Source organism: Winogradskyella wichelsiae (assembly GCF_013403925.1).
Taxonomy (GTDB): Bacteria; Bacteroidota; Bacteroidia; order Flavobacteriales; family Flavobacteriaceae; genus Winogradskyella; species Winogradskyella wichelsiae.
Genome location: NZ_JABFDJ010000002.1, coordinates 323,637 through 349,649 on the forward strand (window position 1 = coordinate 323,637; position 26,013 = coordinate 349,649).

Annotated in this window: 23 protein-coding genes; 9 read left to right on the forward strand and 14 right to left on the reverse strand. The window is 33.1% G+C overall.

Annotated features, from left to right (window positions below):
* Nucleotides 1-199 precede the first annotated feature (199 nt).
* On the reverse strand, nt 200-4,579 hold the full coding sequence (gene dnaE / locus HM985_RS05045; protein WP_179375204.1) for a DNA polymerase III subunit alpha: 4,380 nt from the start codon (nt 4,577-4,579) through the stop codon (nt 200-202).
* Nucleotides 4,580-4,911: 332 nt separating this feature from the next.
* Nucleotides 4,912-6,126, reverse strand: coding sequence for a DUF6252 family protein (locus HM985_RS05050; RefSeq protein ID WP_179375205.1), 1,215 nt, complete (start codon nt 6,124-6,126; stop codon nt 4,912-4,914).
* A gap of 196 nt (nt 6,127-6,322) precedes the next feature.
* Between HM985_RS05050 and HM985_RS05055 the strand changes: the two genes are divergently transcribed.
* The 5 genes from HM985_RS05055 to HM985_RS05075 all read left to right on the forward strand — a co-directional run bounded on the left by HM985_RS05055 (nt 6,323) and on the right by HM985_RS05075 (nt 10,537).
* Nucleotides 6,323-6,835 carry a 30S ribosomal protein S16 gene (locus HM985_RS05055; protein ID WP_179375206.1) on the forward strand — a complete coding sequence of 171 codons (513 nt, stop codon included), beginning with the start codon at nt 6,323-6,325 and terminating at the stop codon, nt 6,833-6,835.
* A 178-nt stretch (nt 6,836-7,013) separates the two neighbouring features.
* Complete coding sequence (rimM, locus tag HM985_RS05060; protein WP_179375207.1) at nt 7,014-7,544, forward strand: ribosome maturation factor RimM; 531 nt, start codon at nt 7,014-7,016, stop codon at nt 7,542-7,544.
* A 56-nt stretch (nt 7,545-7,600) separates the two neighbouring features.
* Nucleotides 7,601-8,260 carry a tRNA1(Val) (adenine(37)-N6)-methyltransferase gene (locus tag HM985_RS05065; RefSeq protein WP_246284958.1) on the forward strand — a complete coding sequence of 220 codons (660 nt, stop codon included), beginning with the start codon at nt 7,601-7,603 and terminating at the stop codon, nt 8,258-8,260.
* Nucleotides 8,261-8,378: 118 nt separating this feature from the next.
* On the forward strand, nt 8,379-9,557 hold the full coding sequence (locus HM985_RS05070; RefSeq protein WP_179375209.1) for an acyl-CoA dehydrogenase family protein: 1,179 nt from the start codon (nt 8,379-8,381) through the stop codon (nt 9,555-9,557).
* A gap of 83 nt (nt 9,558-9,640) precedes the next feature.
* Nucleotides 9,641-10,537, forward strand: a complete 897-nt coding sequence (locus HM985_RS05075; protein ID WP_179375210.1) for a metallophosphoesterase family protein — start codon at nt 9,641-9,643, stop codon at nt 10,535-10,537.
* 94 nt (nt 10,538-10,631) lie between these two features.
* Here HM985_RS05075 and HM985_RS05080 read toward each other — a convergent pair whose 3' ends face one another.
* The 7 genes from HM985_RS05080 to trmB form a co-directional block, all read right to left on the reverse strand.
* Nucleotides 10,632-10,964 (reverse strand): 2Fe-2S iron-sulfur cluster-binding family protein, encoded by a 333-nt coding sequence (locus HM985_RS05080; RefSeq protein WP_179375211.1) that lies wholly within the window; start codon nt 10,962-10,964, stop codon nt 10,632-10,634.
* A 143-nt stretch (nt 10,965-11,107) separates the two neighbouring features.
* On the reverse strand, nt 11,108-12,163 hold the full coding sequence (locus HM985_RS05085) for an NAD(P)/FAD-dependent oxidoreductase (protein WP_179375212.1): 1,056 nt from the start codon (nt 12,161-12,163) through the stop codon (nt 11,108-11,110).
* Between the two features lie 179 nt (nt 12,164-12,342).
* Nucleotides 12,343-12,585: a NifU family protein gene (locus HM985_RS05090; RefSeq protein ID WP_179375213.1), complete on the reverse strand. Its 243-nt coding sequence runs from the start codon at nt 12,583-12,585 to the stop codon at nt 12,343-12,345.
* Between the two features lie 56 nt (nt 12,586-12,641).
* Complete coding sequence (locus tag HM985_RS05095; protein ID WP_179375214.1) at nt 12,642-13,778, reverse strand: Mrp/NBP35 family ATP-binding protein; 1,137 nt, start codon at nt 13,776-13,778, stop codon at nt 12,642-12,644.
* Between the two features lie 230 nt (nt 13,779-14,008).
* A complete protein-coding gene (locus HM985_RS05100; RefSeq protein WP_179375215.1) occupies nt 14,009-14,341 on the reverse strand; it encodes an MGMT family protein in 333 nt (110 codons plus the stop codon).
* A gap of 58 nt (nt 14,342-14,399) precedes the next feature.
* Nucleotides 14,400-15,029, reverse strand: coding sequence for a LysE family transporter (locus tag HM985_RS05105; RefSeq protein ID WP_179375216.1), 630 nt, complete (start codon nt 15,027-15,029; stop codon nt 14,400-14,402).
* A gap of 2 nt (nt 15,030-15,031) precedes the next feature.
* Complete coding sequence (trmB, locus tag HM985_RS05110) at nt 15,032-15,706, reverse strand: tRNA (guanosine(46)-N7)-methyltransferase TrmB (protein ID WP_179375217.1); 675 nt, start codon at nt 15,704-15,706, stop codon at nt 15,032-15,034.
* Nucleotides 15,707-15,809: 103 nt separating this feature from the next.
* On the opposite strand from trmB, the gene HM985_RS05115 reads away from it, so the two are divergent.
* Nucleotides 15,810-16,877: a glycosyltransferase gene (locus tag HM985_RS05115; RefSeq protein WP_218843368.1), complete on the forward strand. Its 1,068-nt coding sequence runs from the start codon at nt 15,810-15,812 to the stop codon at nt 16,875-16,877.
* Here the strand turns inward: HM985_RS05115 and HM985_RS05120 are convergent.
* Nucleotides 16,846-17,898, reverse strand: coding sequence for a sensor histidine kinase (locus HM985_RS05120; RefSeq protein WP_179375218.1), 1,053 nt, complete (start codon nt 17,896-17,898; stop codon nt 16,846-16,848). The genes HM985_RS05115 and HM985_RS05120 overlap by 32 nt on opposite strands.
* Nucleotides 17,898-18,584 carry a response regulator transcription factor gene (locus tag HM985_RS05125; RefSeq protein WP_179375219.1) on the reverse strand — a complete coding sequence of 229 codons (687 nt, stop codon included), beginning with the start codon at nt 18,582-18,584 and terminating at the stop codon, nt 17,898-17,900. The genes HM985_RS05120 and HM985_RS05125 overlap by 1 nt, the downstream gene beginning before the upstream one ends.
* 234 nt (nt 18,585-18,818) lie before the next feature.
* Here HM985_RS05125 and HM985_RS05130 point away from each other — a divergent pair, with 234 nt between their 5' ends.
* Both HM985_RS05130 and HM985_RS05135 read left to right on the forward strand, forming a co-directional pair.
* Nucleotides 18,819-20,477 (forward strand): T9SS type A sorting domain-containing protein, encoded by a 1,659-nt coding sequence (locus HM985_RS05130; protein WP_179375220.1) that lies wholly within the window; start codon nt 18,819-18,821, stop codon nt 20,475-20,477.
* A gap of 80 nt (nt 20,478-20,557) precedes the next feature.
* Nucleotides 20,558-21,538 (forward strand): LuxE/PaaK family acyltransferase, encoded by a 981-nt coding sequence (locus HM985_RS05135; protein WP_179375221.1) that lies wholly within the window; start codon nt 20,558-20,560, stop codon nt 21,536-21,538.
* 174 nt (nt 21,539-21,712) lie between these two features.
* On the opposite strand, the gene tyrS is transcribed toward HM985_RS05135, so the two are convergent.
* Nucleotides 21,713-23,023, reverse strand: a complete 1,311-nt coding sequence (gene tyrS / locus HM985_RS05140; protein ID WP_179375222.1) for a tyrosine--tRNA ligase — start codon at nt 23,021-23,023, stop codon at nt 21,713-21,715.
* Nucleotides 23,024-23,185: 162 nt separating this feature from the next.
* On the opposite strand from tyrS, the gene HM985_RS05145 reads away from it, so the two are divergent.
* Complete coding sequence (locus HM985_RS05145) at nt 23,186-24,208, forward strand: SDR family oxidoreductase (protein WP_179375223.1); 1,023 nt, start codon at nt 23,186-23,188, stop codon at nt 24,206-24,208.
* Here the strand turns inward: HM985_RS05145 and HM985_RS05150 are convergent.
* Together HM985_RS05150 and HM985_RS05155 are read right to left on the reverse strand one after the other, a co-directional pair.
* A complete protein-coding gene (locus HM985_RS05150) occupies nt 24,179-24,661 on the reverse strand; it encodes a DUF4296 domain-containing protein (RefSeq protein ID WP_179375224.1) in 483 nt (160 codons plus the stop codon). The two genes, HM985_RS05145 and HM985_RS05150, sit on opposite strands and share 30 nt — an antisense overlap.
* 8 nt (nt 24,662-24,669) lie before the next feature.
* On the reverse strand, nt 24,670-26,010 hold the full coding sequence (locus HM985_RS05155) for a dihydroorotase (RefSeq protein WP_179375607.1): 1,341 nt from the start codon (nt 26,008-26,010) through the stop codon (nt 24,670-24,672).
* Nucleotides 26,011-26,013: the final 3 nt, after the last annotated feature.

The following is a 26,013-nucleotide window of genomic DNA, read 5'->3' on the forward strand; positions in this document are numbered from 1 at the left end:
ACCATAAAAGATGATTTTTATAATAACCTGAAAACGAACAAATACTTATCTGTTCATTTTTATTTGAATTAAGTCTTGTTCTTACACTAGCATTAAAAGAATTATTTAAAACTGTCCTTCAAAGTTGTCATTTAAATTTTTGAAGTCTCTAAATTTATAAAACAGACTACCATGTTTTTTAAGTTATTACCTTAAACATTTAATTCAACTTATATTTAACATCGTGTTCCTTCAGGGAGTTTAATAATTCTTGAGAAATTTTAACCTTATTTTTTCGGCTTGACATCTGAACTTTTATTTTTTCAGCATTATCGTAAACTAGAAAACTTAAAGGCTTTGTCCCTTCATGAAGCGTCATTAAATCATGTAATATAGAAACGGTATCTTCTTTTAAATCTCTAATATTAAGTTGAATTGATAGTTTTCTTGCATAGTTTTCCATAACATCATGCAACAATTGAAAACTATTAAACTGTATTCTAGGATCTCCTTTTTTCCCTGTATCTCTGTTCACCCAACCTTCTCTAACAAAAGCCCTCACATAAACAAAGGAATTTATAACAAAAAAGTGTCTAAATTTTAAGTAATCTTCCCCGAAAATTCTAAATTCAAAACTATCTGTATAATCTTCAATGGTGAAAATAGCCCAACCTTTTCCTTGCTTGCTTACACGGTGTTGTACGTCTGTAACCACACCACCAAAGGTAATTTCACTATTAACAACGGCTTCTAAATTATTAAAATGAGCAACAACACCATTACAGAACGATTTCATCTCAATAGCAAAATCATCTAATGGATGTCCAGAAATATAAATCCCAACCACTTCTCTTTCTCTCGATAATTTCTCCATCGTTCCCCAATCTTCACATGGTGGCACTAAAGGTTCTGCAATTTGAACATCACTTGCCGCACCAAATAGACTTACTTGGGCAGAATTTTCATTCTCTTGGTGTTTTGCACCGTATTTTACCGCTTTTTCTAAAAAGCTAATACTATCACCATCGTGCGCAAAATATTGTGCTCTGTGCGTATCTGACCAACAATCAAATCCACCTGCGTTTGCTAGCCCTTCAAAAGCTCTTTTATTGGCAGCACGTAGATCAATACGTTTTGCAAAATCGAAAATAGATTTATAATGACCTCCCTCTTTTCTATTTTCTACAATCGTTTTAACCGCACCATGACCAACACCCTTTATGGCTCCCATTCCGAAACGCACGGCATTATCTTGGTTTACTGAAAACTTATAAAAGCTCTCATTTACATCTGGTCCTAAAACTGGCAAACGCATCCGTTTACACTCCTCCATAAAGAAGGTTACGGACTTAATATCGTTCATATTATTAGACAATACCGCAGCCATATATTCTGCTGGATAATGTGCTTTTAAATAAGCGGTTTGATAAGCAATCCATGCATAACACGTTGAGTGAGACTTATTAAAGGCATAACTTGCAAAGGCTTCCCAATCCTTCCAGATTTTTTCGAGTTTAGTTTTATCTAAACCTTTAGCACCGGCTTGCTCAATAAATTTTGGTTTCATCTTATCCAAAACCGCAATCTGTTTTTTACCCATTGCTTTTCTCAAGACATCGGCTTCACCTTTTGTAAAATCGGCCAACTTTTGAGACAGTAACATTACTTGCTCTTGGTAAACCGTAATACCATAGGTTTCCTTAAGATACTCTTCCATTTCTGGCAAATCGTACACAATCTCTTCATCACCATGTTTACGTGCAATGAAACTTGGAATATATTCCATTGGACCAGGACGATACAAGGCGTTCATGGCAATTAAATCATCAAAAACCGTAGGCTTAAGATTCTTCATGTGCTTCTGCATTCCTGGTGATTCGTATTGAAACACTCCAACCGTTTCACCACGTTGGAATAATTCATAAGTTTCTACATCATCTAATGGGATACTATCAGGGTCTAAGTCAATACCGTGTTTTTCCTTTACTAGTTTAACTGTATCCTTAATTAACGTCAAGGTTTTTAATCCCAAGAAATCCATTTTCAATAAACCTGCATCTTCTACAACAGAGTTATCAAACTGCGTTACATACAGATCAGAATCTTTTGCCAGCGCAACAGGAACATAATTTGTAATATCACCTGGTGTTATAATTACACCACAAGCATGGATACCTGTATTACGGACTGAACCTTCTAAAATACGGGCTTGATTTAAGGTTTCGGCTTGTAAATCGTCACCATCAGAAATATTAAGTAATTCATTAATCTTTTCTAAATCTTCTGCTCTAAATTTACTTGCTAATTCTTTTTCTGAAAGCCCAAAAATCTTACCAAGCTTAGACATTAAAGGAATTAACTTAGCGAGATGATCCGCTTCATTTAATGGTAAATCTAAAACTCTAGCAGTATCCCTAATAGACGACTTAGCCGCCATTGTACCATAAGTAATAATCTGAGCTACTTGATTTGAGCCGTATTTTTCGATAACATAATCCATAACACGACTTCGACCTTCATCATCAAAATCAATATCAATATCGGGCATACTTACACGATCTGGATTTAAGAAACGCTCAAAAAGTAAATCGTACTTAATAGGGTCAATATTTGTAATCCATAGACAATAAGCAACTACAGATCCTGCTGCAGATCCACGACCAGGACCTACGGAAACATCCATTTTTCTAGCTTCGCGAATAAAATCTTCTACAATTAAGAAATACCCAGGATATCCTGTTTTTTCAATAACGCTCAATTCAAAATCAAGACGTTCTTTAATTTTCGGTGTAATTTCGCCATAGCGTTTTTCAGCGCCTTTAAAAGTCAAATCTTTTAAAAAAGCATTTTCACCACGCTTTCCGTTATCTGCTAAATCTTCTTCAAATTTAAATTCTTCAGGAATGTCAAAGGCAGGTAATAATACATCACGTGCTAACTCATAAGGCTCAATCTTATCTACAACGTGTTGAATATTTACAATGGCTTCTGGTACATCCTTAAACAAAGCCTTCATTTCATCTGAAGACTTAAAATAATATTCTTGATTTGGTAAACCATAGCGATAACCACGACCACGACCTATAGGTGTTGCTTGTTTTTCACCATCTTTTACACACAATAAAATATCGTGAGCATTGGCATTTTCTTGATCTACGTAATAAGTATTATTTGTTGCAACTAACTTAACATCATGCTTTTTAGAAAACTGAATTAGTACTGGGTTCACCCTATTTTCATCTTCTTGATTATGGCGCATAAGCTCCAAATACAAGTCATCTCCAAAAGTTTCTTTCCACCAGAGTAAAGCTTCTTCTGCCTGATTCTCACCAACATTTAAAACTTTACTTGGTACTTCTCCATAAAGATTTCCTGTTAAACAGATTAAGTCTTCTTTGTATTTTTCTATAAGTTTTTTATCTATTCTTGGCACATAATAAAAGCCATCTGTAAAAGCCGCAGAAGATAATTTTGCTAAATTGTGATAGCCCTTTTTATTTTTAGCCATTAACACAATTTGATAACCATTATCTTTTCTTGTTTTGTCTGCGTGATCTTCGCACACAAAAAATTCACAACCTATTATAGGTTTTAAAATTTTACCTTTTTTCTCTAACCCTGCTTCTTCGGCTTGTTTGTGTTGTGCTTTTACTCCTTTATTATGATTAGAAACGGCTGTTACAAAATGGAATGCACCCATCATATTTCCATGATCAGTTAACGCAACAGCTGGCATATTTCTCTTAACTGCAGCGGCAACTAAATCTTTGACACTAATGGTAGATTGAAGAATAGAATACTGCGAGTGATTGTGTAAATGTGCAAAGTCGACATCTACAACTTGTGCCGCAGCTTCCTTATCAATGGTTGTAGGTGTAGCTTGCGCTTTCTGAAGTCGCTCGTTAATTTTAGCACTTGCACGTTTAAGATTTATATGTTTTAAACCTATAAGCTGAATTTCAGCAGGATTCTCTTCTGTATATTTCTGAAAATAATCTGGCTCAACATCGAGTTGTTCTTTGGTATATTGCTTTCTTCTTATTAATTCTAAAAAACAACGCGTCGTTGCCTCAACATCTGCTGTTGCATTATGCGCTTCACCAAAAGGTTTATTAAAAAGATATTCATGCAATTCTGTTAACGTTGGTAATTTAAACTTACCATAACGCCCCCCTGGCAACTGACATAAACTTGCTGTATGCTCTGTACAAGTATCTAAAACAGGCAACTCTTGAAGCTGATTTGCAAGATCTTCTCGTACAAATTCTGCTCCCATAATATTTAAATCGAACTTTACATTTTGCCCTACTACAAATTTAGTTTTAGATAAAGCAATATTGAATTTTTCTAAAACCTCAGAAAGAGGAATACCTTCCTCTTCTGCCAACCCTGTAGAAATACCATGTATTTTTTCAGCATCATAAGGAATATTAAATCCATCTGGTTTTACTAAATAATCCTGATGTTCAATACAGTTACCCATAGCATCATGCAATTGCCAAGCAATCTGAATACACCTTGGCCAATTATCCGTATCCGTAATTGGTGCATCCCAACGCTTTGGTAATCCTGTGGTTTCGGTATCAAATATTAAGTACATATCGCTGTTGAGTTGTTTGTTGTTGAATTGTTTCTCTTGCAATCCTATTTACTGTAGAACGCAAAGGTAAACACTGTAAACTAATTCTTTTGTATTTAAATTGTTTTACAATGAGACGTTGAGAGCAACGAAAATCATTATAAATTACGACTTAACAGTCTTTTATCTACCAACTTAGCAGCAAATAACGCAATAAAAATTCCTAAAATAATTAGCTTATAAAATTACATAGAATTTGAGCTTATTTAAAATGAAAACATAAAGAGTTTTTAACACACAAAAAAAGCTTCAATCCCAAAGGATTGAAGCTTTTTCTACAATATTTTATTTTATTATGCTTGTAAATAATCAGGAATACCATCTCCATCTGTATCTACCGCATCATCAGGATTGCCATCTCCATTAGGATCTGCATTTTCGTTAATGGTTAAAATTGAATCACCATCATCATCTGTATCTAGGTAATCTACATCACCATCTCCATCTGTATCTAATGGATTACCGTCAGCATCTTTAGCTTCAAAAATAGTTAGTACACCATCACCATCGTCATCAGCATCTAAATAGTTAGGATTACCATCTCCATCACTATCATCATCATCCAAATTACCATCTATATCACCATTAAAGTTTTCAAAGACATCTGGAATACCATCACCATCTGTATCAACACAATTTAGAGTGTCAATTTCAACTTGAATACTTCCATCTAAATCATCACAAATGTCTATCTGTTCTTGTAGATAAAAAGCATATTGTACACATTTTTCAATGTAATTGCCAATCGTTGCTGTACTATATTGCAACTCTGCTTCAACAACATTTGCCGTTGCTATTTCACAAGAAATCTCACAATCACCAAGCGCATCAATTAAATCTTGCAACGCTCCATCTGAATCACCACAAAATGTACGTTGTTCTGTCAAAGCCTGAGAATATGCTGCACAGGCCGTCGCAAAAGCATCACTATCTACAAATATTAAATCGTCTGCATAACTAGCTTCATATGCTAAAAATGCTATTTGAGCCGCAGACTCTACATCTACACAAGTAATAGGATCTGTCGGTAACTCACCAGATATTAAAGGTACTTTATAAAAAATTCCGTTTGTATAACCTATTGAATTTAAACCAGAAGCATCAAAAGCTAAAAATCTATAAGTCCCCGTAAACGTTTTGTTAACAACGTCTATTTCTTCAATTATAATTTCTCCTAATTCGGGGTAAACAGACACACTTTCATCTGGAGTATTATTCGTTGAGAATTCGGTTCCGAAACCATCAGTATACTTAGCTTCAATCACATCAATATCCCCTACAATAAACTCAGATTCTATTACAGAAGGCACTGTAAGTTCTACAGTTTCAAAATTATTAGTTCCAGTGATCGTTAAGTATCCATTTGTTTCAATACTTGCAGAAAAGGCTGTTGCTCGCCAAAGCTCATTTTCGCGATCACCTTGAAATGCTGGCGAATTAAATTGAACTTCGTCGCCGCAGCTGAACATAGTTAAAAAAACAAGCGATAGGAGGATTAGTTTTTTCATGTTGTATAGGGTGTCTTTTATCTTCGTTCCAAATATAATGAAACAACACTGCCAAAAGTATAATAATTTTTCAAAATGCATCTAAATAGGCATTTTCTTTTACTTAGCACACATTATCTAACTGAAAATTAAAAAATTATATTATCTTTGCGCCCTCATTAATAACAGAGGTCGAGAACCTCATTAATTAATTATTATGCCTGTAAAAATTAGATTACAAAGACACGGTAAAAAAGGAAAACCTTATTACTGGATCGTAGCAGCGGATTCTCGCGCTAAAAGAGATGGTAAATACCTAGAAAAATTAGGTGCTTACAATCCAAACACAAATCCTGCAACTATCGAATTAGATGTTGACGGAGCTGTACAATGGTTACAAAATGGTGCACAACCAACTGACACTGCAAAAGCTATTTTATCTTATAAAGGAGCAATGCTAAAAAATCATTTAGCTGGTGGAGTTAGAAAAGGTGCATTAACTGAAGAGCAAGCAGAATCAAAATTCAACGCTTGGTTAGAAGAAAAAGCAGCTAAAGTTGAAGCAAAAACTGATGGCTTATCTAAAGCTGATGCAGATGCTAAAGCTAAAGCATTAGAAGCTGAAAAAGCTGTAAACGAAGCACGTATTGCTGCAGCAGCGCCAGTTGTTGAAGAAGAAGTAGCAGAAGATGTTGCAACTGAAGAAACAGCAGCTAACGAAGAAGAATAAAAAAATTATTTTTTATACTTTTGAACCCAGACTATTTTATGGTCTGGGTTTTTTATTTTATATAACCACAGAATAGTTTTATAAAATAATTCTCAGTAAGGTGAGAATCTGTTGAACATTTAGAATTAGAATTAATAAGATTTCCGCTTTCACGGAAACCATAAATACAAGATTTATTTTGAAAAAAGAAGACTGTTTTTATTTAGGTAAAATTGTATCCAAATACAGTTTTAAAGGAGAACTTTTAATAAAATTAGATACTGACGAACCTGATTTATATGATAACCTTGATGCTATTTTTATAGATCTGAGAGGGAATTTAGTTCCTTTCTTTGCTGAATCTTCACAATTACATAAATCTAATTTATTACGTATTAAGTTTGAAGATGTAGATACTGAAGAAGATGCTGATGCTTTAATCAAAACAGATTTATACTTACCTATGGACTTGCTTCCAAAACTAGAGGGTAATAAATTTTATTTTCATGAAGTCATAGGTTTCACTATTATAGATTCAAACTATGGTGATGTAGGAATTTTAAAAGGTATTAATGATTCAACAGCTCAAGCTTTATTTGAAATAGACAAAGACGGCGTTGAAATATTAATCCCTATGAATGATGAATTTATTGTTAAGGTCGATAGAAAAAACAAAACTATAGAAGTTAAGACTCCAGAAGGACTGATTGATTTATACCTTGAAGAATAATGGGTTTGCTTCCTTTTAAATTCAAAGAATTTTCAGTTAACCAAGACCGTTGTGCTATGAAAATTGGAACAGACGGAGTTTTACTTGGTGCATGGACATCGGTTAATAAAAATCCATTTTCAGTCTTAGATATTGGCTCTGGAACTGGTGTTTTAGCTTTAATGATTGCACAACGTAGCTATGCAGAAAACATTGAAGCTGTAGAAATAGATGCTGATGCTTACGAGCAATGTTCTGAAAATTTTGAAAACTCACCGTGGGCTGATCGTTTATTCTGTTACCACGCTTCACTTCTAGAATTTGTTGAAGAAGTAGAAGACAAATTTGATCTCATTATATGCAATCCCCCTTTTTATTCTGAAGATTATAAAACCACAGATAAATCGAGAGATCTAGCACGCTTTAACGACGCTATGCCTTTTGAACATCTTATTTACGCTGTGTCTAATTTACTATCTAAAAGCGGAATTTTTTCAGTAGTTATTCCGTATAAAGAAGAGACAAACCTAATTGGTTTAGCGCACGCTTCAGATTTATACCCTCAGCGTATTCTTCATGTAAAAGGACATACAAATGCAACTATTAAACGCAGTTTAATAGAATTTAGCTTTATTAAAAAAAAGCTTAAAATATCAGAATTAATCATCGAAACCTCACGACATCAATACACTGAAGATTACATAAATCTCACTAAAGATTTTTATTTGAAAATGTAATATTGTCTTTGTAAGCTGAAAACGATTTCGTTACTTTTGTTAGGAACTAAATAAACAACAACATAACTTGAGCAATAGCGACAGTATTTGACAAGTTTATAACAAACAATATATTCAGATGAAACCAGATTTATTCGAAGCACCAGATTATTATAACCTTGACGAATTACTTACTGAAGAGCATAAATTAATACGTGATGCCGCAAGAGACTGGGTAAAACGTGATGTCTCTCCTATTATAGAAGAGTATGCTCAAAAAGCAGAATTCCCAACGCAAATAGTTAAAGGTCTTGCTGAAATTGGAGCCTTTGGACCATACATCCCTGAAGAATATGGAGGAGCAGGCTTAGACCAAATCTCTTATGGTTTAATAATGCAAGAAATAGAACGTGGCGACTCTGGTGTTCGTAGCACAGCATCTGTACAATCATCTTTAGTAATGTATCCTATTTGGAAATACGGAAACGAAGAACAACGTAACAAATACTTACCGAAACTGGCTTCTGGAGAATGGATTGGCTCTTTTGGATTAACAGAACCAGATCATGGTTCTAATCCTGGAGGTATGGTCACCAATTTTAAAGATATGGGAGATCATTATCTTCTAAATGGAGCAAAAATGTGGATTAGTAATTCTCCCTTTTGTAATATCGCTGTAGTATGGGCTAAAAATGAAGAAGGACGAATTCATGGTTTAATTGTAGAGCGTGGCATGGAAGGTTTTTCTACTCCAGAGACGCATAACAAATGGTCACTTAGAGCATCTGCTACAGGAGAACTTATTTTTGATAACGTAAAAGTGCCTAAAGAAAATTTATTACCCAACAAATCTGGATTAGGAGCACCACTAGGTTGTTTAGATTCTGCAAGATTTGGTATTGCTTGGGGGGCAATCGGAGCTGCAATGGATTGTTACGACACAGCATTGCGCTACAGTAAAGAGCGTATGCAGTTTGATAAACCTATTGGTCAATTTCAACTGCAACAAAAGAAATTGGCAGAAATGATTACCGAAATTACCAAAGCACAATTATTAGCTTGGAGACTTGGTGTAATGCGCGAAAATGGCACTGCAACCTCAGCTCAAATTTCTATGGCAAAACGTAATAATGTAGATATGGCATTAACTATTGCTCGTGACGCAAGACAAATGTTAGGCGGTATGGGAATTAGTGGAGAATACAGTATAATGAGACATATGATGAATCTTGAAAGTGTTGTTACTTATGAAGGAACACACGATATTCATTTACTTATTACTGGTTTCGACGTTACAGGTTTAAATGCCTTCAAATAAAACAGAATATAAGTAGCACGTATAAAAATACTTCTCTTTTGGAGAGGTATTTTTTGTTTAATTCAGTCTCTTAAATAAACTTTATGTCTTCAAAAACAAGATTAGATCGCGCTTATAAGTATGCAAAACGCTTAAAGTTTGACGATTCGTCTAAACTTATATTATTTAGTGACTGTCATCGTGGAGACAATAGTTTTGCTGATGATTTTGCAAACAATAGAAACATTTATTTTCATGCTTTGCGGCACTATTATCTTGAAGGGTTCAGCTACTGCGAAATAGGAGATGGAGACGAACTTTGGGAGAACCTATCGTTCGAGTCTATATTTAATGCACATAAGAATATCTACATGCTTATGAAACAATTTCATGATAAAAATCGTCTACATATGATATGGGGAAATCATGATATGGTCTATCGTGATCCGAAATATGTAGAAAAACATTTGTATTCTTTTTTCGACCCAAAAACAGGTAAAGACGAAGATTTATTCTGTGATATTAAATATCATGAAGGTATTGTTTTAGAACATTCTGAAACCAATCAAGAATTATTTCTTACGCACGGACATCAGGCAGATTGGTGGAATTATACCTTTTGGAAATGGAGTCGGTTTTTAGTTCGTGTACTTTGGAAACCTTTAAATGTTATGGGTATTGCTGACCCAACAACACCTGCAAAAAACTATACGGAACTCATAAAAATAGAGAAACGAACCAAACAATGGATTATTGAAAACAATAACTTAATCACTATTGTTGGTCATACACACCGACCACGTTTTCCAGAGCCTGGCGAAATTGCTTATTTTAATGATGGGAGTTGCGTGCACCCAAGAAGTATTACTGGTCTAGAAATCGAGAATGGAATGATTTCACTAATTAAATGGCAGGTTATCACCTCTGAAGATGGTAACTTAAAAATTGATCGGTTTTTATTAGAAGGCCCGACTAAATTGGCTGATTATAAAACAGCATAAACCATTAAACAATAAAACCTCGAGGATTTTAAAAATCGATGAGGCTTCAATTGTTATTTATTGCAAAAATCTTCTTGCTTTTCTCAGAAATTTGTTAAGATTCAGGAGCCAATTCCACCTCTAATCCTTCCATTTCTGGTGTCATTTGAATTTGGCAACCTAAACGAGAGTTGTCTTTAACATCAAATGCTTCAGAGAGCATAGCTTCTTCATCATCTTGCATTTCTGGTAATTTAGTATCACTTAGCACATAGCATTGACAAGATGCACACATAGCCATACCACCACAAATTCCAATAGTACCTTCTGGCGCAAGCTCATAAGACCTTACAACTTCCATTAAATTCATTGCCATATCTGTAGGAGCCTCAATTTGATGTTTTACACCATCTCTATCGATTATAGTAATATTAATATCTTGTTCCATGTTCGTTTCCTGCGAAATCAGGATTTTTTATTTGTTACTCAGAATAACTCAGAGTTAGATTATTTATTTCTAAAAGATCTCATAAGTTTAAAAAAACTATGAAATCTAAATGATGTAGTAACTATATAAAAGCTTTAAACCATTTAATCAATAGCTTTTACAACTGCTTTTGGAGCCTCCTTACGCGTACCATCAAACCCATCTACACCTGCAACTGTAGTATATTTTAAAACGTAACGTTTTCCTGGATTAATAATCTGATATGCCGATTGACACATTAATGTTGCCTCGTGAAAACCGCAAAGAATTAGCTTTAATTTTCCTGGATACGTATTTACATCTCCAATAGCATAAATACCTGGAATGTTAGTTTGGTAATCTAATGCATTATTAACCTTAATAGCATTTTTTTCTATTTCTAAACCCCAATTTGCAATTGGCCCTAATTTTGGTGACAAACCAAAAAGTGGAATAAAATGATCCGTTTCTAATAAAATTGGCTCTTCACCTTTTTTGGTGACTTCAACATTTTCAACTTTTCCATTTCCGTTGATTCCAGTAATTTCGGCAGGAGTAATAAGTTCAATTTTTCCAATATTTTTCAATTCCTGTACTTTTTCAACAGAATCTAAATGCCCTCTAAATTCGTTTCTTCTATGGATTAATGTAACACTTGAAGCAATATCACTTAAAAAGATACTCCAATCTAAAGCAGAATCACCACCACCTGCAATGACAACCTTTTTATCGCGATAAAATTCTGGCTCTTTAATCATGTATTCTACTCCACAATCTTCAAAATCACTAATATTTTCTAACAAAGGTTTTCTTGGCTCAAAACTTCCTAAACCACCAGCGATAGCAACAACAGGAGCTTTATGCTTTGTTCCTTTGTTTGTGGTTACAATAAAACTCCCGTCTTCTTGTTTTTCAATAGTTTCAGCTCTTTCTCCTAATGTAAAACCAGGTTCAAACTGCTTACATTGTTCCATTAATTTATGCGTTAAATCACCTGCTAAAATTTCTGGATAAGCAGGAATATCATAAATTGGTTTTTTAGGGTAAAGCTCAGAACACTGCCCTCCTTGCTGAGGTAATGCATCTATTAAATGGCAATTTAATTTTAAAAGTCCGGCTTCAAAAACGGTAAAAAGTCCGGTTGGACCAGCACCTATAATAAGTATATCTGTTGTAATCATTTCATTCCTGACAAGGCTTAATCTAAACGATAATCACCTCTTTTTTTTGTGTTAAAAACCTGTAAGATTTATTTACTGAAATAATATCAGCATATACCTTACAGGTTATTTTACATTTATATCAAATTTGAAAACAAAACTACTAATGTCATTTTAATCAAAATGTGATAAATGTCACATTATTTTTCTACATTAATAACTTTTTCGATTTGTGGAGCGTATTTCTTTATTGTCATTTCTACACCAGACTTTAGTGTCATTTGATTAACACTGCATGATGTACAAGCACCAACAAGTTGTACTTTTACTAATTTACCATCTTCAATAGATAATAAGTTAATATCCCCGCCGTCACTTTGTAAAAACGGACGGATTTCTTCTAATGCTTTTTCAACATTTACTCTAAGTTCTTCTGAGCTCATTTTTTTATTTTTCTTTATCCCAGTCTTATAAAAACACTGACAAAATTGTTGGATTATTATTTTTTAACCGCAGTACAACCTGCCATTGTGGTAATTTTTATTGCTTCAGTAGCTGGCAAAGCATCATTTCTATCTACAACTTGTTGCACAACACTTCTTGTAATGGCTTCAAAAGCCTCTTCAATTGGTGTTTCCGTTTGCAATGCTGCAGGTCTACCAACATCTCCAGCTTCTCTTATACTTTGTACTATAGGAATTTCTCCTAGAAATGGAACATTTAAATCTTCTGCTAAATTTTTAGCCCCTTCTTTTCCAAAGATATGATATTTGTTATCAGGAAGTTCCGCTGGAGTAAAGTAAGCCATATTTTCTATAATACCTAAAACCGGCACGTTAATACTGTCTTGCTGAAACATTGCCACACCTTTTTTAGCATCTGCTAAGGCTACATTTTGCGGTGTACTAACGACAACTGCTCCTGTAATTGGCAGCGCTTGCATAATGCTTAAATGAATATCCCCTGTTCCTGGAGGTAAATCGATTAATAAGAAATCTAATTCTCCCCAAGCCGCATCAAAAATCATTTGATTTAAAGCTTTAGAAGCCATTGGCCCTCTCCAAATAACAGCTTGATCTGGTTTTGTAAAAAAGCCAATAGATAATATTTTAACTCCATAATTTTCTACGGGTTTCATTTTTGATTTACCGTCTACATTTACTGACAATGGACGTTCGTTTGCAACATCGAACATTATAGGAATTGATGGCCCATAAATATCAGCGTCTAAAACACCAACTTTAAAGCCCATTTTAGATAATGTAACCGCTAAATTTGCCGTTACAGTAGATTTACCTACACCTCCTTTACCTGATGCTACCGCTATTATATTTTGAATACCAGGAATTGCTTTTCCTTTAATTTCATTTTTAGATGCTACAGCAGGCGCTTCAACTTTTATGTTCACCTTTATTTTTGCCTTTTCATAAACTTCTTTATGAATGGTTTGCAAAATTTCTACTTCAGTCTTTTTACGAGCCTGAAGACTTGGATTCTTTATAGTAATATCTACAATGACTTCATCTGCAAAAGTCACCACATTAGTAACAGCTCCACTATCTACCATATTTTCACCTTCTCCCGGTGCTGTTATAGTTTTTAATGCATTTAATATATCTTGTTTAACTAATTTCATATGATGTTAAAATTGAAGAAGATAGAGATCACGATTGTATCTCTGATTCTTTTCTTATTAAGATTAATTCTAAGAACAAAGATACTTAGAAAATGTTAGAATGTAAACTAGATAAATTGAATTGTGCAATTGCAAGATTGGGTTTAACAATAGTTTCAAAAAGGGTATTTAAGCCTTTTAGACCATTGATAAGAGCACTAATAAAGATGACGTCATTCAAACTCAAAGAATCACTTAAGCTCTTTTGCTGGATCCCAATAAATAGCTTCTAGATGTTGAATCTGATTTTCGATAACCACAACACCTTCATTCTCTAAAAGCTGCTGCATTAAATTAGTACCGTCAAAATGATGTTTACCAGTTAAAAGCCCTTTTCTATTTACAACACGGTGTGCTGGCACATCTTTGTTATGAGAAGCGTTCATAGCATAACCAACTATTCTTGCACTCTTAGCAGCACCTAAATATTTTGCTATTGCTCCGTAACTAGTAACTTTTCCGTAAGGAATTTTACGAGTAACTTCATATACTTTTTCAAAAAAACTAAGAGTTTCCGGTTTCATTTGTTCTTATGGATTCCATTTGAAATAACCTTAATATAAATTATAGCAGATGTTACTTTTAAAAATCTCTTAAGATATTAAAAAGCGTTACCAAGGCTACAAGTCCCGTGATGATACCAATACTTAAATTCATACTTTTTTGGGACGTAAATTTTCGATCTTTAATTTTATCAAAAAAGAAAATATAGAAATATAACATTACAAAAGTTCCAGTAGCAGCACCTGTAACATAAGTAAGAATACTGGTTTTTTCAAAATTCATCCAACCAAAAGACACCAAAGTGATGGTCATATAAGCTTGGTAAGGAATAGGAAAAACGTTAAGGCCAGACAATAACATACCATGTAATAACCTACCATGTTTACTCTTTCTTTCCTTCTTTTTTTTAGGCTCTCCTTCTTTTGATGCTAAAAGCAAAAAATAAATAGTAATTAAAATAAATATTACAAAAGCAACACGTTGCAAAATCGCTACTATATCTTGATGACTAGACAAATATCTAGCAAAAATAGAAGCCATATAGGTCTGAATGTATACTATAATACAAACTCCTGTAGAAAACATAATGCCACGACTTGCTCCTTCTTTTAGGCTAATTCTAGCAGCGGTCATGTTGAGCAATCCTGGAGGAACGACTCCTATAAGCGCCACAAAAAATCCCAGAAAAAAAATGAAAGTTATATTCAAACCTAGTTGATTTTGAATCTAATGTACGTAATTGCTTTATTCTTCTCTAGGTACTGATTTTCATAAAACGTTTGAATTTCGGTCACTTCTTCCGGACTTCCTTCTTGTCTATACACATCATGATTAGCATATAATACTTCGTGATTAGCTCCATGTAATAGCCCAAGCGTGTAACCGTGCATAAACTCACTATCTGTTTTAAGATGCATTAAACCATCTTGTTTTAAAACTTTTTTGTAACGCTCTAAAAAGTTTAAATTAGTCATTCTATGCTTAGTTCGCTTGTATTTTATTTGTGGATCTGGAAAAGTAATCCAAATTTCATCGACTTCATTTTCTTCAAAAATATATTCAACAAGCTCTATCTGCGTTCTAATAAAAGCAACATTAGGAATAGCATCTTCAATCGCTGTTTTTGCACCACGCCAAAAACGGGCGCCTTTTATATCTATACCTATGAAATTTTTATTTGGGTATCGTTTTGCTAAACCAACAGTGTATTCTCCTTTTCCACAACCTAATTCTAAGACTAAAGGATTGTTGTTTTTAAAGACCTCAGATCTCCATTTTCCTTTTAATTTATAGGTGGCATCAACTAATTCTTCTCTAGAAGGTTGATATACATTATGAAAGGTTTCGTTTTCTCTAAAGCGTTTAAGTTTATTTTTACTTCCCACAGCTATTTTAGTTTGTCTTCAATATTAATAATTTGGTAAAATTAAGGAAACATTTTAGGTTTATCTTTGTTTGAATACATTGATGTGTAAAATAAAATAATATTTGGAATCTATAAAGCATAAAAAACGCATTTTAGTTGCTCCATTAAATTGGGGTTTAGGCCATGCTACAAGATGTATTCCTGTTATAAACCAACTAATAGCTCATAATTTTGAACCTATTATTGCTAGTGATGGTTTTGCCTTAGAATTATTGAAAAAAGAATTCCCTAAACTAAAAACTATAGAATTACCTTCTTACAATATTACCTACGCCAAGAAAGCCAATAGTTTTAAATTAAAACTTATAAAAGATTCTCCACATCTTTTAAAAACAATAAAAAAGGAAAAAAAATTCATAGAAACTTTAGTTGAAAAAGAACAAATTGTTGGGATCATCTCTGATAATCGTTTTGGTGCAAGACATAAAACCACTCCATCAATCTTTATAACCCATCAACTGCGCGTCTTAAGCGGGAACACAACATGGCTGAGTAGTAAATTACATCAAAAAATAATATCTAAATTTGATGAGTGTTGGGTTCCTGATCATAGCGGCACAAACAACTTAAGTGGAAACTTAGGGCATGCAGAATCTTATAAAACGCCTGTAAAATACTTAGGGCCTTTAACACGATTTAAGAAATTAGATTTAGATATAAAATACCAAATCCTTGTATTATTATCTGGACCAGAACCGCAACGCACCTATCTTGAAGAAAAATTATTAAAACAATTAAAGTCTTATAAAGGGGAAGTCTTATTTATTAAAGGACAGGTTGAGACAGAGCAGCAAATAACAATTGAAAACAACCTCACAATCTGTAATTTTATGACAACTAAAGCGCTTGAAGTTGCTATAAACGAAAGTGAACTGATACTAAGCAGATCTGGTTATACTACAATTATGGATTTAGCTAAACTTGAAAAAAAAGCCTTCTTTATACCAACACCAGGTCAATTTGAGCAAATGTACTTAGCAAAAAAACTAGACTCAGAAGGTATTATTCCGTGTTGCAAACAAGATAAATTTGAAATTGAAATGTTAGATAAAGTTAAAGGTTACAGTGGTTTTGCTTCTATAGAATCTCAAGTAAATTTTAATGAACTGTTTGAGATTTTTCGAGCGTAAAAGAAAACTCACTACCCACACCAAGTTCACTTTCTATATAGATTTTCTCTTCGTGTGCTTCAATAATATGCTTTACAATAGCCAACCCTAAGCCAGAACCTCCTTCTTTACGAGAACCACTTTTATCTACACGATAGAACCGCTCAAATAAACGAGGAATATTTTGTTTTGAAATCCCTTCTCCATTATCTGTTACTCTAATGATAGCTTTATTTTTAATAAGGTTTTCTATACTAACTTCTGTAGTTCCTTTATCTCTTCCGTATTTAATAGAGTTTACAATAAGGTTTGTAAGAACTTGTTGAATACGTTCTACATCGCCATAAACCATGATAGGCTCTTTATAATCCATATCGAAAGTTAAGGTAATTTTCTTTTTTGAAGCTTTCATCTCAAAAAGATCAAATACACCCTTTATCAACTCTACAATATCAAAATCTTCTTTATTAAGACTTAGATCCCCAACTTCGAGCTTACTAATCATATCTAAATCTTTTATGATATAAATAAGACGCTCAACACCTGCGCTTGCCCTAGCTAAATACTTATCTCTAATTTTCTCATCATCTTTTGCTCCATCTAAAAGCGTAAGAATGTAGCCTTGAACAGTGAATAATGGTGTTTTAAGTTCATGAGAAACATTTCCCATGTATTCCTTTCTGTATTCTTCTCTAACTTTTAGAGTTTCAATTTCAATCTTTTTACTCCTTGCGTATTTATCAATTTCACGGGTTAAGGTTCCCATATCAGTTGTTATAGGTTGCTGTCTTAAATTAGTGGATTCTAAAAGCGTAATGTCATCGTAGATTTTCTTTACACGACGATAAATAAAATGCTCTACTCGATATTGAATAATTGAAAAACAAAGCGGAAAACAGATCAGTGGAAAAAAGATAATCTCCCAACTAAATGTATGGTAGTAATTTAAAAACGCACCCACAAGACACGTCGTAAACATCGTTACGTATAACGATGTTCTGAAAGCAAATTTATAAGTTTTTTTTAATTTTTTTTTCTGCATTAGTCCACAAACTTGTAGCCTACACCTTTTACGGTTTTAAAGGAATTATCACCAATTTTCTCACGAAGTTTCCTTATGTGTACATCAATTGTTCTACCTCCTACAACAACCTCATTTCCCCAGACTTTATCTAGTATTTCATCGCGCTTAAACACCTTACCTGGCTTGGTTGCCAGCAAAGATAATAATTCAAATTCTTTTCTAGGTAATGTAATTTCTACACCTTTGTTAGTGATTTTATACTCTTCTTTATAGATCACTAAATCACCAATAGTTACGATAGTATCTGTTGTATTATCTACATCTTTTAAACGCCTTAATAAAGCTTTTACTTTACTCACCAAAACCTTTGGTTTTATAGGTTTTGCTATATAATCATCTGCTCCTGCATCAAAACCAGCAACCTGAGAATAATCTTCGCCTCTAGCCGTTAAAAAAGTAATTATTGTTTCACTTAAATCCGATTGCTCTCTAATACGCTCACAGGCTTCTATACCATCCATTTCTGGCATCATCACATCTAAAATAATTAAATGTGGTTTATGTTTTTTAGCTTTCTCAACAGCTTCAACACCATTTTCGCCAGTAAAAACTTGGTAACCTTCAGCAGATAAATTATAACCTACTATTTCTAAAATATCTGGTTCATCATCTACCAATAATATTTTAATATCCTTTTTTTTCAAAATTCAAGAGCTTTTAAGTTAGGCAAATATATAGTATAACTACATTAAGATAATAAATATACAAAATTGATAACAATTCGCTAACATTAGATTTATAAGTCATTGATGCTAAGAAGCACCTGATTTTAATGATGTTAAGTAATTGTAAAATAAGAACTAATAATTAAAAAATTAATTAGAAATAGCATTTTGTCATTATATTTGTTTCATAAAAACATTTATAAAATATCAATTATGAAAAAAATTTACTTTTTATTATTTACTTTATTAATAGCTTCAGCTTCTTTTGGACAAGAGCTATTAGTTAATGGTACTTTTGAAGGTTGGGATGATACAACTACACCTTCTGGTTGGTCTAAAGCTGAAGATGTAGAGCAAGAATCTGCTGAAGTACATTCTGGTGATTACTCTGCAAAACATACTGGTGGAACTAATGATATAGCACAAACTATTACTGGCATTACTCCAGGAACATCTTATACTGTTTCTATTTGGTATAAAATTGATGCAGCATCTGGTGATGATACAGATGCTAGAATATGGTCTAAGTGGTCAATGGATGGAGTAGTAGATCATAATACAGATGCTGATGTTTTACAAGGCGTTGGTGACTCGGGTTATTTAGATACTAACGGTAATCAATGGACGCAATATACCACAACTGTAACTGCTCCAACTACAGCTAATGAATTCTACTTTGAAGTTAGGACTTATTCAGGTGCTGTTGTATACTGGGATGATTTTTCTTTTTATGAGCAAGCAGTAGCTACACCTTCTGTTAACATTACCCCTGAAGATGGAACTGAATTCCCTTCTGGTACAACTACTGTAGACCTTGAATATACAACTTTCAACATCGACTTAAGTACTTCAGGAAATCAAGTGAATTTCACAGTAAATGACGATGAAACTATTGTTGATGCAACATCTCCTTACACTATTATTGTAGCAGATGGAGAAACTTATAATGTTACTGCTGATTTATTAGAAAACAATGTTATTGTTGATACAAAAACAATTTCTTTCTCTGTATCAAACCCAACAACGACAACTCAAGTTGCAAACATTACTGAATTAAGATCTGGATCTATTGGTGATGAGTTTGTATACGAATTAACAGGTGAAGCTATCATCTCTTATGTAGTAACTAGCTCTACAAGAAACCAAAAATACATTCAAGATGCTGATGCAGGAATCTTAATTGATGATGCTGATGGAATTATCACTACTGCATTTTCTAATGGTGATGGTATGACTGGTATTTTTGGTACACTTGCTGACTACAACGGATTACTTCAATTTATTCCTACTCAAAATGTAGCATCTGCATCTTCTACAGGGAACACAGTAACACCAATTGTTGTTAGTGCTGCTGAACTTATTACTAATGGTGAAGCTTACGAAAGTAGATTGATTACCGTAAACAATGTTACTTTTTCTGCAACAGGAATTTTTGAAGCAGTTACAAACTATGATTTAACAGACGGAACAGACGTTACACTTGCTAGAACTGCTTTTAGTGATGAAGATTTAATTGGTGCAAATATACCAACATCAATTTCTAGTGTTACAGGTTTAGGTGGTGATTTCAATGGAACATACCAAATATTCCCAAGATACGCTAGTGATATCGCTGAAGCTTTAAGTATAAACGAATTTAACGTTAACACATTTAGCTTATACCCTAACCCAACAAATACTGGTTCTGTTACAATTTCTTCTACAAACAGTGAAGCAATGAGCGTACAGGTTTTTGATATCTTAGGTAAGCAGGTTAAAAACGAAACTTTAACTAACAACACATTAAATGTTGCAAACTTAAAGTCTGGTGTTTACATCGTAAAAATCACTCAGAACAATGCTACCACAACTAAGAAATTAGTAATTAAGTAAGCATAATTCTTAATACATTTTTATTAAAGCGTAGCTCAAAAATTTGAGCTACGCTTTTTTATTTTCCATACTTTTGTAATATGATATCTAAAGACGCCATTTTTAATATAAAATCTGATGCTGAGTTTGAAACTATAGCTTTAGAAGTTTTTAAATTTCAGTTTCAAAACAATAGAGTATACCGTTCGTTTTGCGACTTACTATACAAGCATCCTGCAGATGTAAAAAAAATTACTGATATCCCTTTTTTACCGATTGAGTTTTTTAAATCTCGAGAGGTTGTAAGTTCATCAGAACCTATAGAAAAAATATTTTCAAGCTCGGGTACCACAGGAAGCATAACAAGCAAACATTTGGTAACAGATATAAAACTCTATGAAAAGAGCTACCTCAATGCTTTTAAACACTTTTATGGCAATATAGAAGATTATGTGGTTTTAGCTTTATTACCATCCTACTTAGAACGAGACGGATCTTCTTTGATTTATATGGTGAATGATTTAATAGATAAATCCAAACATCCAGAGAATGGATTTTACCTCAACAATCTTGAAGAATTAGCCGAAACATTAAAAACATTAGAATCCAAAAAACAAAAAACATTATTAATTGGTGTTTCTTTTGCTCTACTCGATTTGGTGGAGCAATACCAACTGAACCTAAAACACACCACTATTATGGAAACAGGTGGTATGAAAGGCAGACGAAAAGAAATTATACGACAAGAACTACACCAAATTCTACAAACAGGATTTGGGGTTTCTCAAATACATAGTGAATATGGAATGACTGAATTATTGAGTCAAGCATATTCTAAAGGCAATGGTGTTTTTGAATGCCCATCATGGATGAAAATATTAACACGAGATACTGAAGATGCATTAACCATACAGGCCCCAAATAAAACGGGTGGTATTAATGTTGTTGACCTTGCAAATATAAATTCTTGTTCTTTTATAGCTACACAAGACTTAGGCAAAACACTTGATAATGAGCGATTTGAAATCATAGGAAGATTCGACAATTCAGATATTAGAGGTTGTAATTTAATGGCGTTGTAAGGAACTCTATTTTACTGCGACTTAATCAATGCTATGAAAAAGTAAGATTTTCATGAGTTGATTGATTGGTTAGAGTGCTCAATAGAAATATTGAGCATTTTTTTTGTATAAAAAAATCTCATTAATTTTAGAAACTAATGAGATCTTATAACTATTTAGAGTTTGTTTTTATTTTTAAATGACTTCTAAAATGAAGTTTGTTTTTTTTCCTCTACTTAAAATAATGTATTTATCATGGATTAAATCTTCAGAAGATAATACATAATCCTCTTTTACCTTTACTTTATTAACCGCTACAGCATTTTCTTTTAAGGCACGTCTTGCATCTCCATTAGAACTTAAAAACTCAGTTTTTGCAGCTAAAGCACCAATCATCTCTAAACCTTCACTAAATTCAGCTTTAGAAATTTGAGCATGTTTTACACCTTCAAAAACATCTAAAAACAAAGATTCAGATAATTGTTTAATTTCATTCTTAAAATCCTTACTAAACAATATTTTAGAAGCTTTTACGGCATTATCATAATCCTCTCTGCTATGTACAAAAACAGTTACTTCTTCTGCTAAACGTTTTTGTAATAAACGTAAGTGCGGAGTTTCCTTATGCTCCACAATTAATGCTTCTATAGTTTCTTTATCTAAAAACGTGAAAATCTTAATATATTTTTCAGCATCTTCATCTGTAGAATTCAACCAGAATTGGTAAAACTTATATACACTTGTTTTATCGGTATCTAACCAAACATTTCCTCCTTCACTTTTACCAAATTTAGAACCATCTGCCTTTGTAATTAAAGGGCAAGTCATAGCATATGCCTTTGCCTGGTCTTCACCATCATGCATACGTCTCACTAATTCAGTACCAGTAGTTATATTTCCCCATTGGTCACTTCCTCCCATTTGTAATTTACAACCCATAGTTTTGTACAAATGATGAAAATCGTAACCTTGAATTAATTGGTAAGTAAACTCCGTAAAAGACATTCCAACATTACCTTCGTCACCACTTAAACGTTTCTTTACAGAATCTTTAGCCATCATGTAGTTTACTGTGATACGTTTACCAACATCACGAGCAAAATCAATGAAACTAAAATTTTTCATCCAATCGTAGTTATTAACTAAAACCGGAGCATTATCATTTGTTGAATTAAAATCTAAAAAACGAGATAATACACTTTTTATTCCTGCTACATTATGAGCTAAAGCTACTTCATCTAACAAGTTTCTTTCGTCACTTTTCCCTGAAGGATCGCCAATCATACCAGTAGCACCACCGACTAAAGCTACAGGTTTATGACCTGCCTTTTCTAAATGGACTAATAAAATTATTGGCACCAAACTACCGATATGTAAAGAATCTGATGTAGGATCAAAACCAATATAAGCCGTGGTCATTTCTTTATCTAATTGCTCTTCCGTTCCTGGCATCATATCATGTACCATTCCTCTCCAACGTAACTCTTCTACAAATTTATTTGCCATTGCTTTTTTCTTTCAAAATTGATTTGTACAAAGATAAGTTTCCACTCTTAAAGACAAAAGACAATTTTAACTCAATTTACTTCTTCATATTTATTAGAAGTAAAATCTTTAAAACAAAAAATGCCTCATAAGAAAAGTCTGAAATTAATGTAACTTTGCTTTATGATTTTAGTTACAGGAGGTACAGGTTTGGTTGGTTCGCATTTACTTTTTCAACTTTTGAAAAGTGATCAACCGATACGTGCAACTTATAGAAATGAAAAGACTTTAAAGCGTGTAAAACATGTTTTTTCTTATTTTTCAGAAGATGTAGAAATGCTTTTCAATAAAATTGAATGGATCGAAGCTGATATCAATAATGTTCCTCAACTTCAAGATGCTTTTAAAAACATTACACATGTATACCATTGTGCTGCTTTTGTATCTTTTGAGCCCAACAAATACAAATTATTACGAACCATAAATATTAAAGGAACTGCAAATATTGTTAACCTATGCGTAGCATATAAAATTAAAAAGCTCTGCTATGTTAGTTCTATTGCAGCTGTAGGACACCATACCGATCCTGAAAAACTGATTGATGAGGAAACTGATTGGAATCCCGAAGATGACAATACTATTTATGCTATTACAAAATATGGTGCTGAACTAGAAGTTTGGCGAGGCACACAAGAAGGCTTAGACGCTGTTATTGTAAACCCTGGAATTATATTAGGCGCTGGTTATTGGAACGGTGGCAGTAGTGGTAATTTATTTAAACGCATCTATAACGGATTACCTTTTTACACTAACGGAATTACGGGTTATGTTGATGTTTGGGATGTTGTAAGTATTATGGAAAACCTCATGAAAAGCACCATTAAAAATGAAGGATTTATTTTGATCTCTGAGAGTTTAACTTTTAAATCCTTTTTTATAAAAACAGCAAAAGCGTTAAAAGTAAAAGCACCAAAAAGAGAAGCAAAACCTTGGCTACTGTCAATAGGATGGCGATTAGATTGGTTGACTCACAAACTTTTAAGAAGACGCAGAACGCTTTCTAAACAAGCCTCTAAATCTGCAATAAGCATCACTAAATATGATGCTTCAAAAATAAAAGATACTTTGAATTTTAAATTTAAGTCAATAGATCAAAGCATTAAAGAAGTAAGTGAATTATTTATTAGAGACTCTTCTCTTTTTTAAGCTATCACGAACTTTTACGTCAATTTTACTCTTCTGTAAATCCTTCTTTACTTTTTTCTTTTCATTTAGAGAGTCTTTCCTATTTTTTATAGAGTCGGTTTCTTTAACTCTTAAATCTTCTAAAATTTCCTTTTCAGATTCTAAACGTGCTTTTGCAACATCTACTATAGTTTTATATGTTTCTGAATCATGAGCATAATACGTATTACTTTTTGCAAACTGAATACTATCTACATTATATTTAGCTAAAATAAAAGCCTCTGGATTAAATTTATTATCCTCTAATACTTTTCTATTAACTCCTTTAGCTCCATTAACAATATATAAGTCGTACAATAAATCAGACATTTGCTTCTTAGATATCAAATTATCTGGCTTATCAATTTTTTTGTGATTATTACAAGCTAAAACCAAAGCCCCTAAAACTATTATAATACCAATACGCTTCAACATCCTTAATTCTATCTATCAAAAGTTAATCGTTCACCTGCTTTAACATCTAAAATATTAAAATTATTGTAAACCAACCTTCCATTTACAAAAGTATGTGTAATTCTACTTTTAAAGGTATTGCCTTCAAATGGAGACCAGCCACATTTGTAAAGAATGTTACTCTTATTCACAGTCCACGGACTCTGGGGATTTATAATGACTAAATCTGCAAAATAACCTTCTCTTATATAACCACGCTTTTCTACATTAAATAATATAGCTGGGTTATGACACGCTTTCTCTACAATCTTTTCTACTGAAATTTTACCTTGATGATGCGCTTCCATCAGCGCCATTAGTGCATGTTGAACTAAAGGTCCACCAGAAGGTGCTTTAGTGTAAGGATTCGTTTTTTCTTCTAAAGTATGCGGTGCATGATCTGTAGCAATAACATCAATTCTATCATCTAATAAAGCTTTCCATAATTGATCTCTATCTTTAGTCGATTTTACGGCAGGATTCCATTTTATATGACTTCCTTTTTTTTCATAATCTTCATCAGAAAACCATAAATGATGAACACAAACCTCAGCCGTAATCTTTTTATCTTTTAATGGAATTTTATTTGAAAACAAACTCGTTTCCTTCCCTGTTGAAAGGTGAAATACATGTAATCGTGCTCCGGTCTTCTTAGCTAACTCAATAGCCTTAGAAGACGAAATATAACACGCTTCTTCACTTCTAATTACAGGATGTAATTCCATTGGAATATCATCACCATATTCTGCTTCGTATTTGGCCAAGTTTTTTTTAATGGTAGCTTCATCCTCACAGTGTACAGAAATAACCATATCTGTACTCGAAAATATTTTTTCAATAACCTTAGGGTCATCAACCAACATATTTCCTGTAGAAGAACCTAAAAATAATTTTAAACCTGCCACTTTTTTAGGATCGACTTTTAAAATTTCCTCTAAATTATCATTTGTACCACCAAACATAAACGAATAGTTAGCGTAAGATGAGTTTGCTGCGATTTCAAACTTTTCGTCTAACTTTTCTATTGTTGTTGTTTGCGGATTGGTATTGGGCATCTCTATAAAAGACGTAATACCACCAGCAATTGCTGCTTTAGACTCCGTTTCTATATTCGCTTTATGTGTTAGTCCAGGCTCTCTAAAGTGCACTTGATCATCGATCATTCCTGGAAATACATAGTTACCCTCAGCGTCAATCACTAAAACATCAGCCGACTTAACACTAATAGAACTATCAATTTTTTTTATAATATTATTTTCAATAAAAATATCACCTTCAACAATTTTTCCTTCGTTGACGATTCTTGCATTTTTTATGAGGGTATTTTGTATCAT

Bases quoted from the DNA above. Each gene is read 5' to 3' on its own strand.
- HM985_RS05075 (WP_179375210.1), top strand. From the start codon at position 9,641: ATGTCTTCAAAAACAAGATTAGATCGCGCTTATAAGTATGCAAAACGC.
- HM985_RS05130 (WP_179375220.1), top strand. From the start codon at position 18,819: ATGAAAAAAATTTACTTTTTATTATTTACTTTATTAATAGCTTCAGCT.
- HM985_RS05070 (WP_179375209.1), top strand. From the start codon at position 8,379: ATGAAACCAGATTTATTCGAAGCACCAGATTATTATAACCTTGACGAA.
- HM985_RS05080 (WP_179375211.1), bottom strand. From the start codon at position 10,964: ATGGAACAAGATATTAATATTACTATAATCGATAGAGATGGTGTAAAA.
- HM985_RS05135 (WP_179375221.1), top strand. From the start codon at position 20,558: ATGATATCTAAAGACGCCATTTTTAATATAAAATCTGATGCTGAGTTT.
- tyrS (WP_179375222.1), bottom strand. From the start codon at position 23,023: ATGGCAAATAAATTTGTAGAAGAGTTACGTTGGAGAGGAATGGTACAT.
- dnaE (WP_179375204.1), bottom strand. From the start codon at position 4,579: ATGTACTTAATATTTGATACCGAAACCACAGGATTACCAAAGCGTTGG.
- HM985_RS05145 (WP_179375223.1), top strand. From the start codon at position 23,186: ATGATTTTAGTTACAGGAGGTACAGGTTTGGTTGGTTCGCATTTACTT.
- HM985_RS05100 (WP_179375215.1), bottom strand. From the start codon at position 14,341: ATGAAACCGGAAACTCTTAGTTTTTTTGAAAAAGTATATGAAGTTACT.
- HM985_RS05055 (WP_179375206.1), top strand. From the start codon at position 6,323: ATGCCTGTAAAAATTAGATTACAAAGACACGGTAAAAAAGGAAAACCT.
- HM985_RS05085 (WP_179375212.1), bottom strand. From the start codon at position 12,163: ATGATTACAACAGATATACTTATTATAGGTGCTGGTCCAACCGGACTT.
- HM985_RS05090 (WP_179375213.1), bottom strand. From the start codon at position 12,585: ATGAGCTCAGAAGAACTTAGAGTAAATGTTGAAAAAGCATTAGAAGAA.
- HM985_RS05065 (WP_246284958.1), top strand. From the start codon at position 7,601: ATGAAAATTGGAACAGACGGAGTTTTACTTGGTGCATGGACATCGGTT.
- HM985_RS05120 (WP_179375218.1), bottom strand. From the start codon at position 17,898: ATGCAGAAAAAAAAATTAAAAAAAACTTATAAATTTGCTTTCAGAACA.
- HM985_RS05050 (WP_179375205.1), bottom strand. From the start codon at position 6,126: ATGAAAAAACTAATCCTCCTATCGCTTGTTTTTTTAACTATGTTCAGC.
- HM985_RS05150 (WP_179375224.1), bottom strand. From the start codon at position 24,661: ATGTTGAAGCGTATTGGTATTATAATAGTTTTAGGGGCTTTGGTTTTA.
- HM985_RS05095 (WP_179375214.1), bottom strand. From the start codon at position 13,778: ATGAAATTAGTTAAACAAGATATATTAAATGCATTAAAAACTATAACA.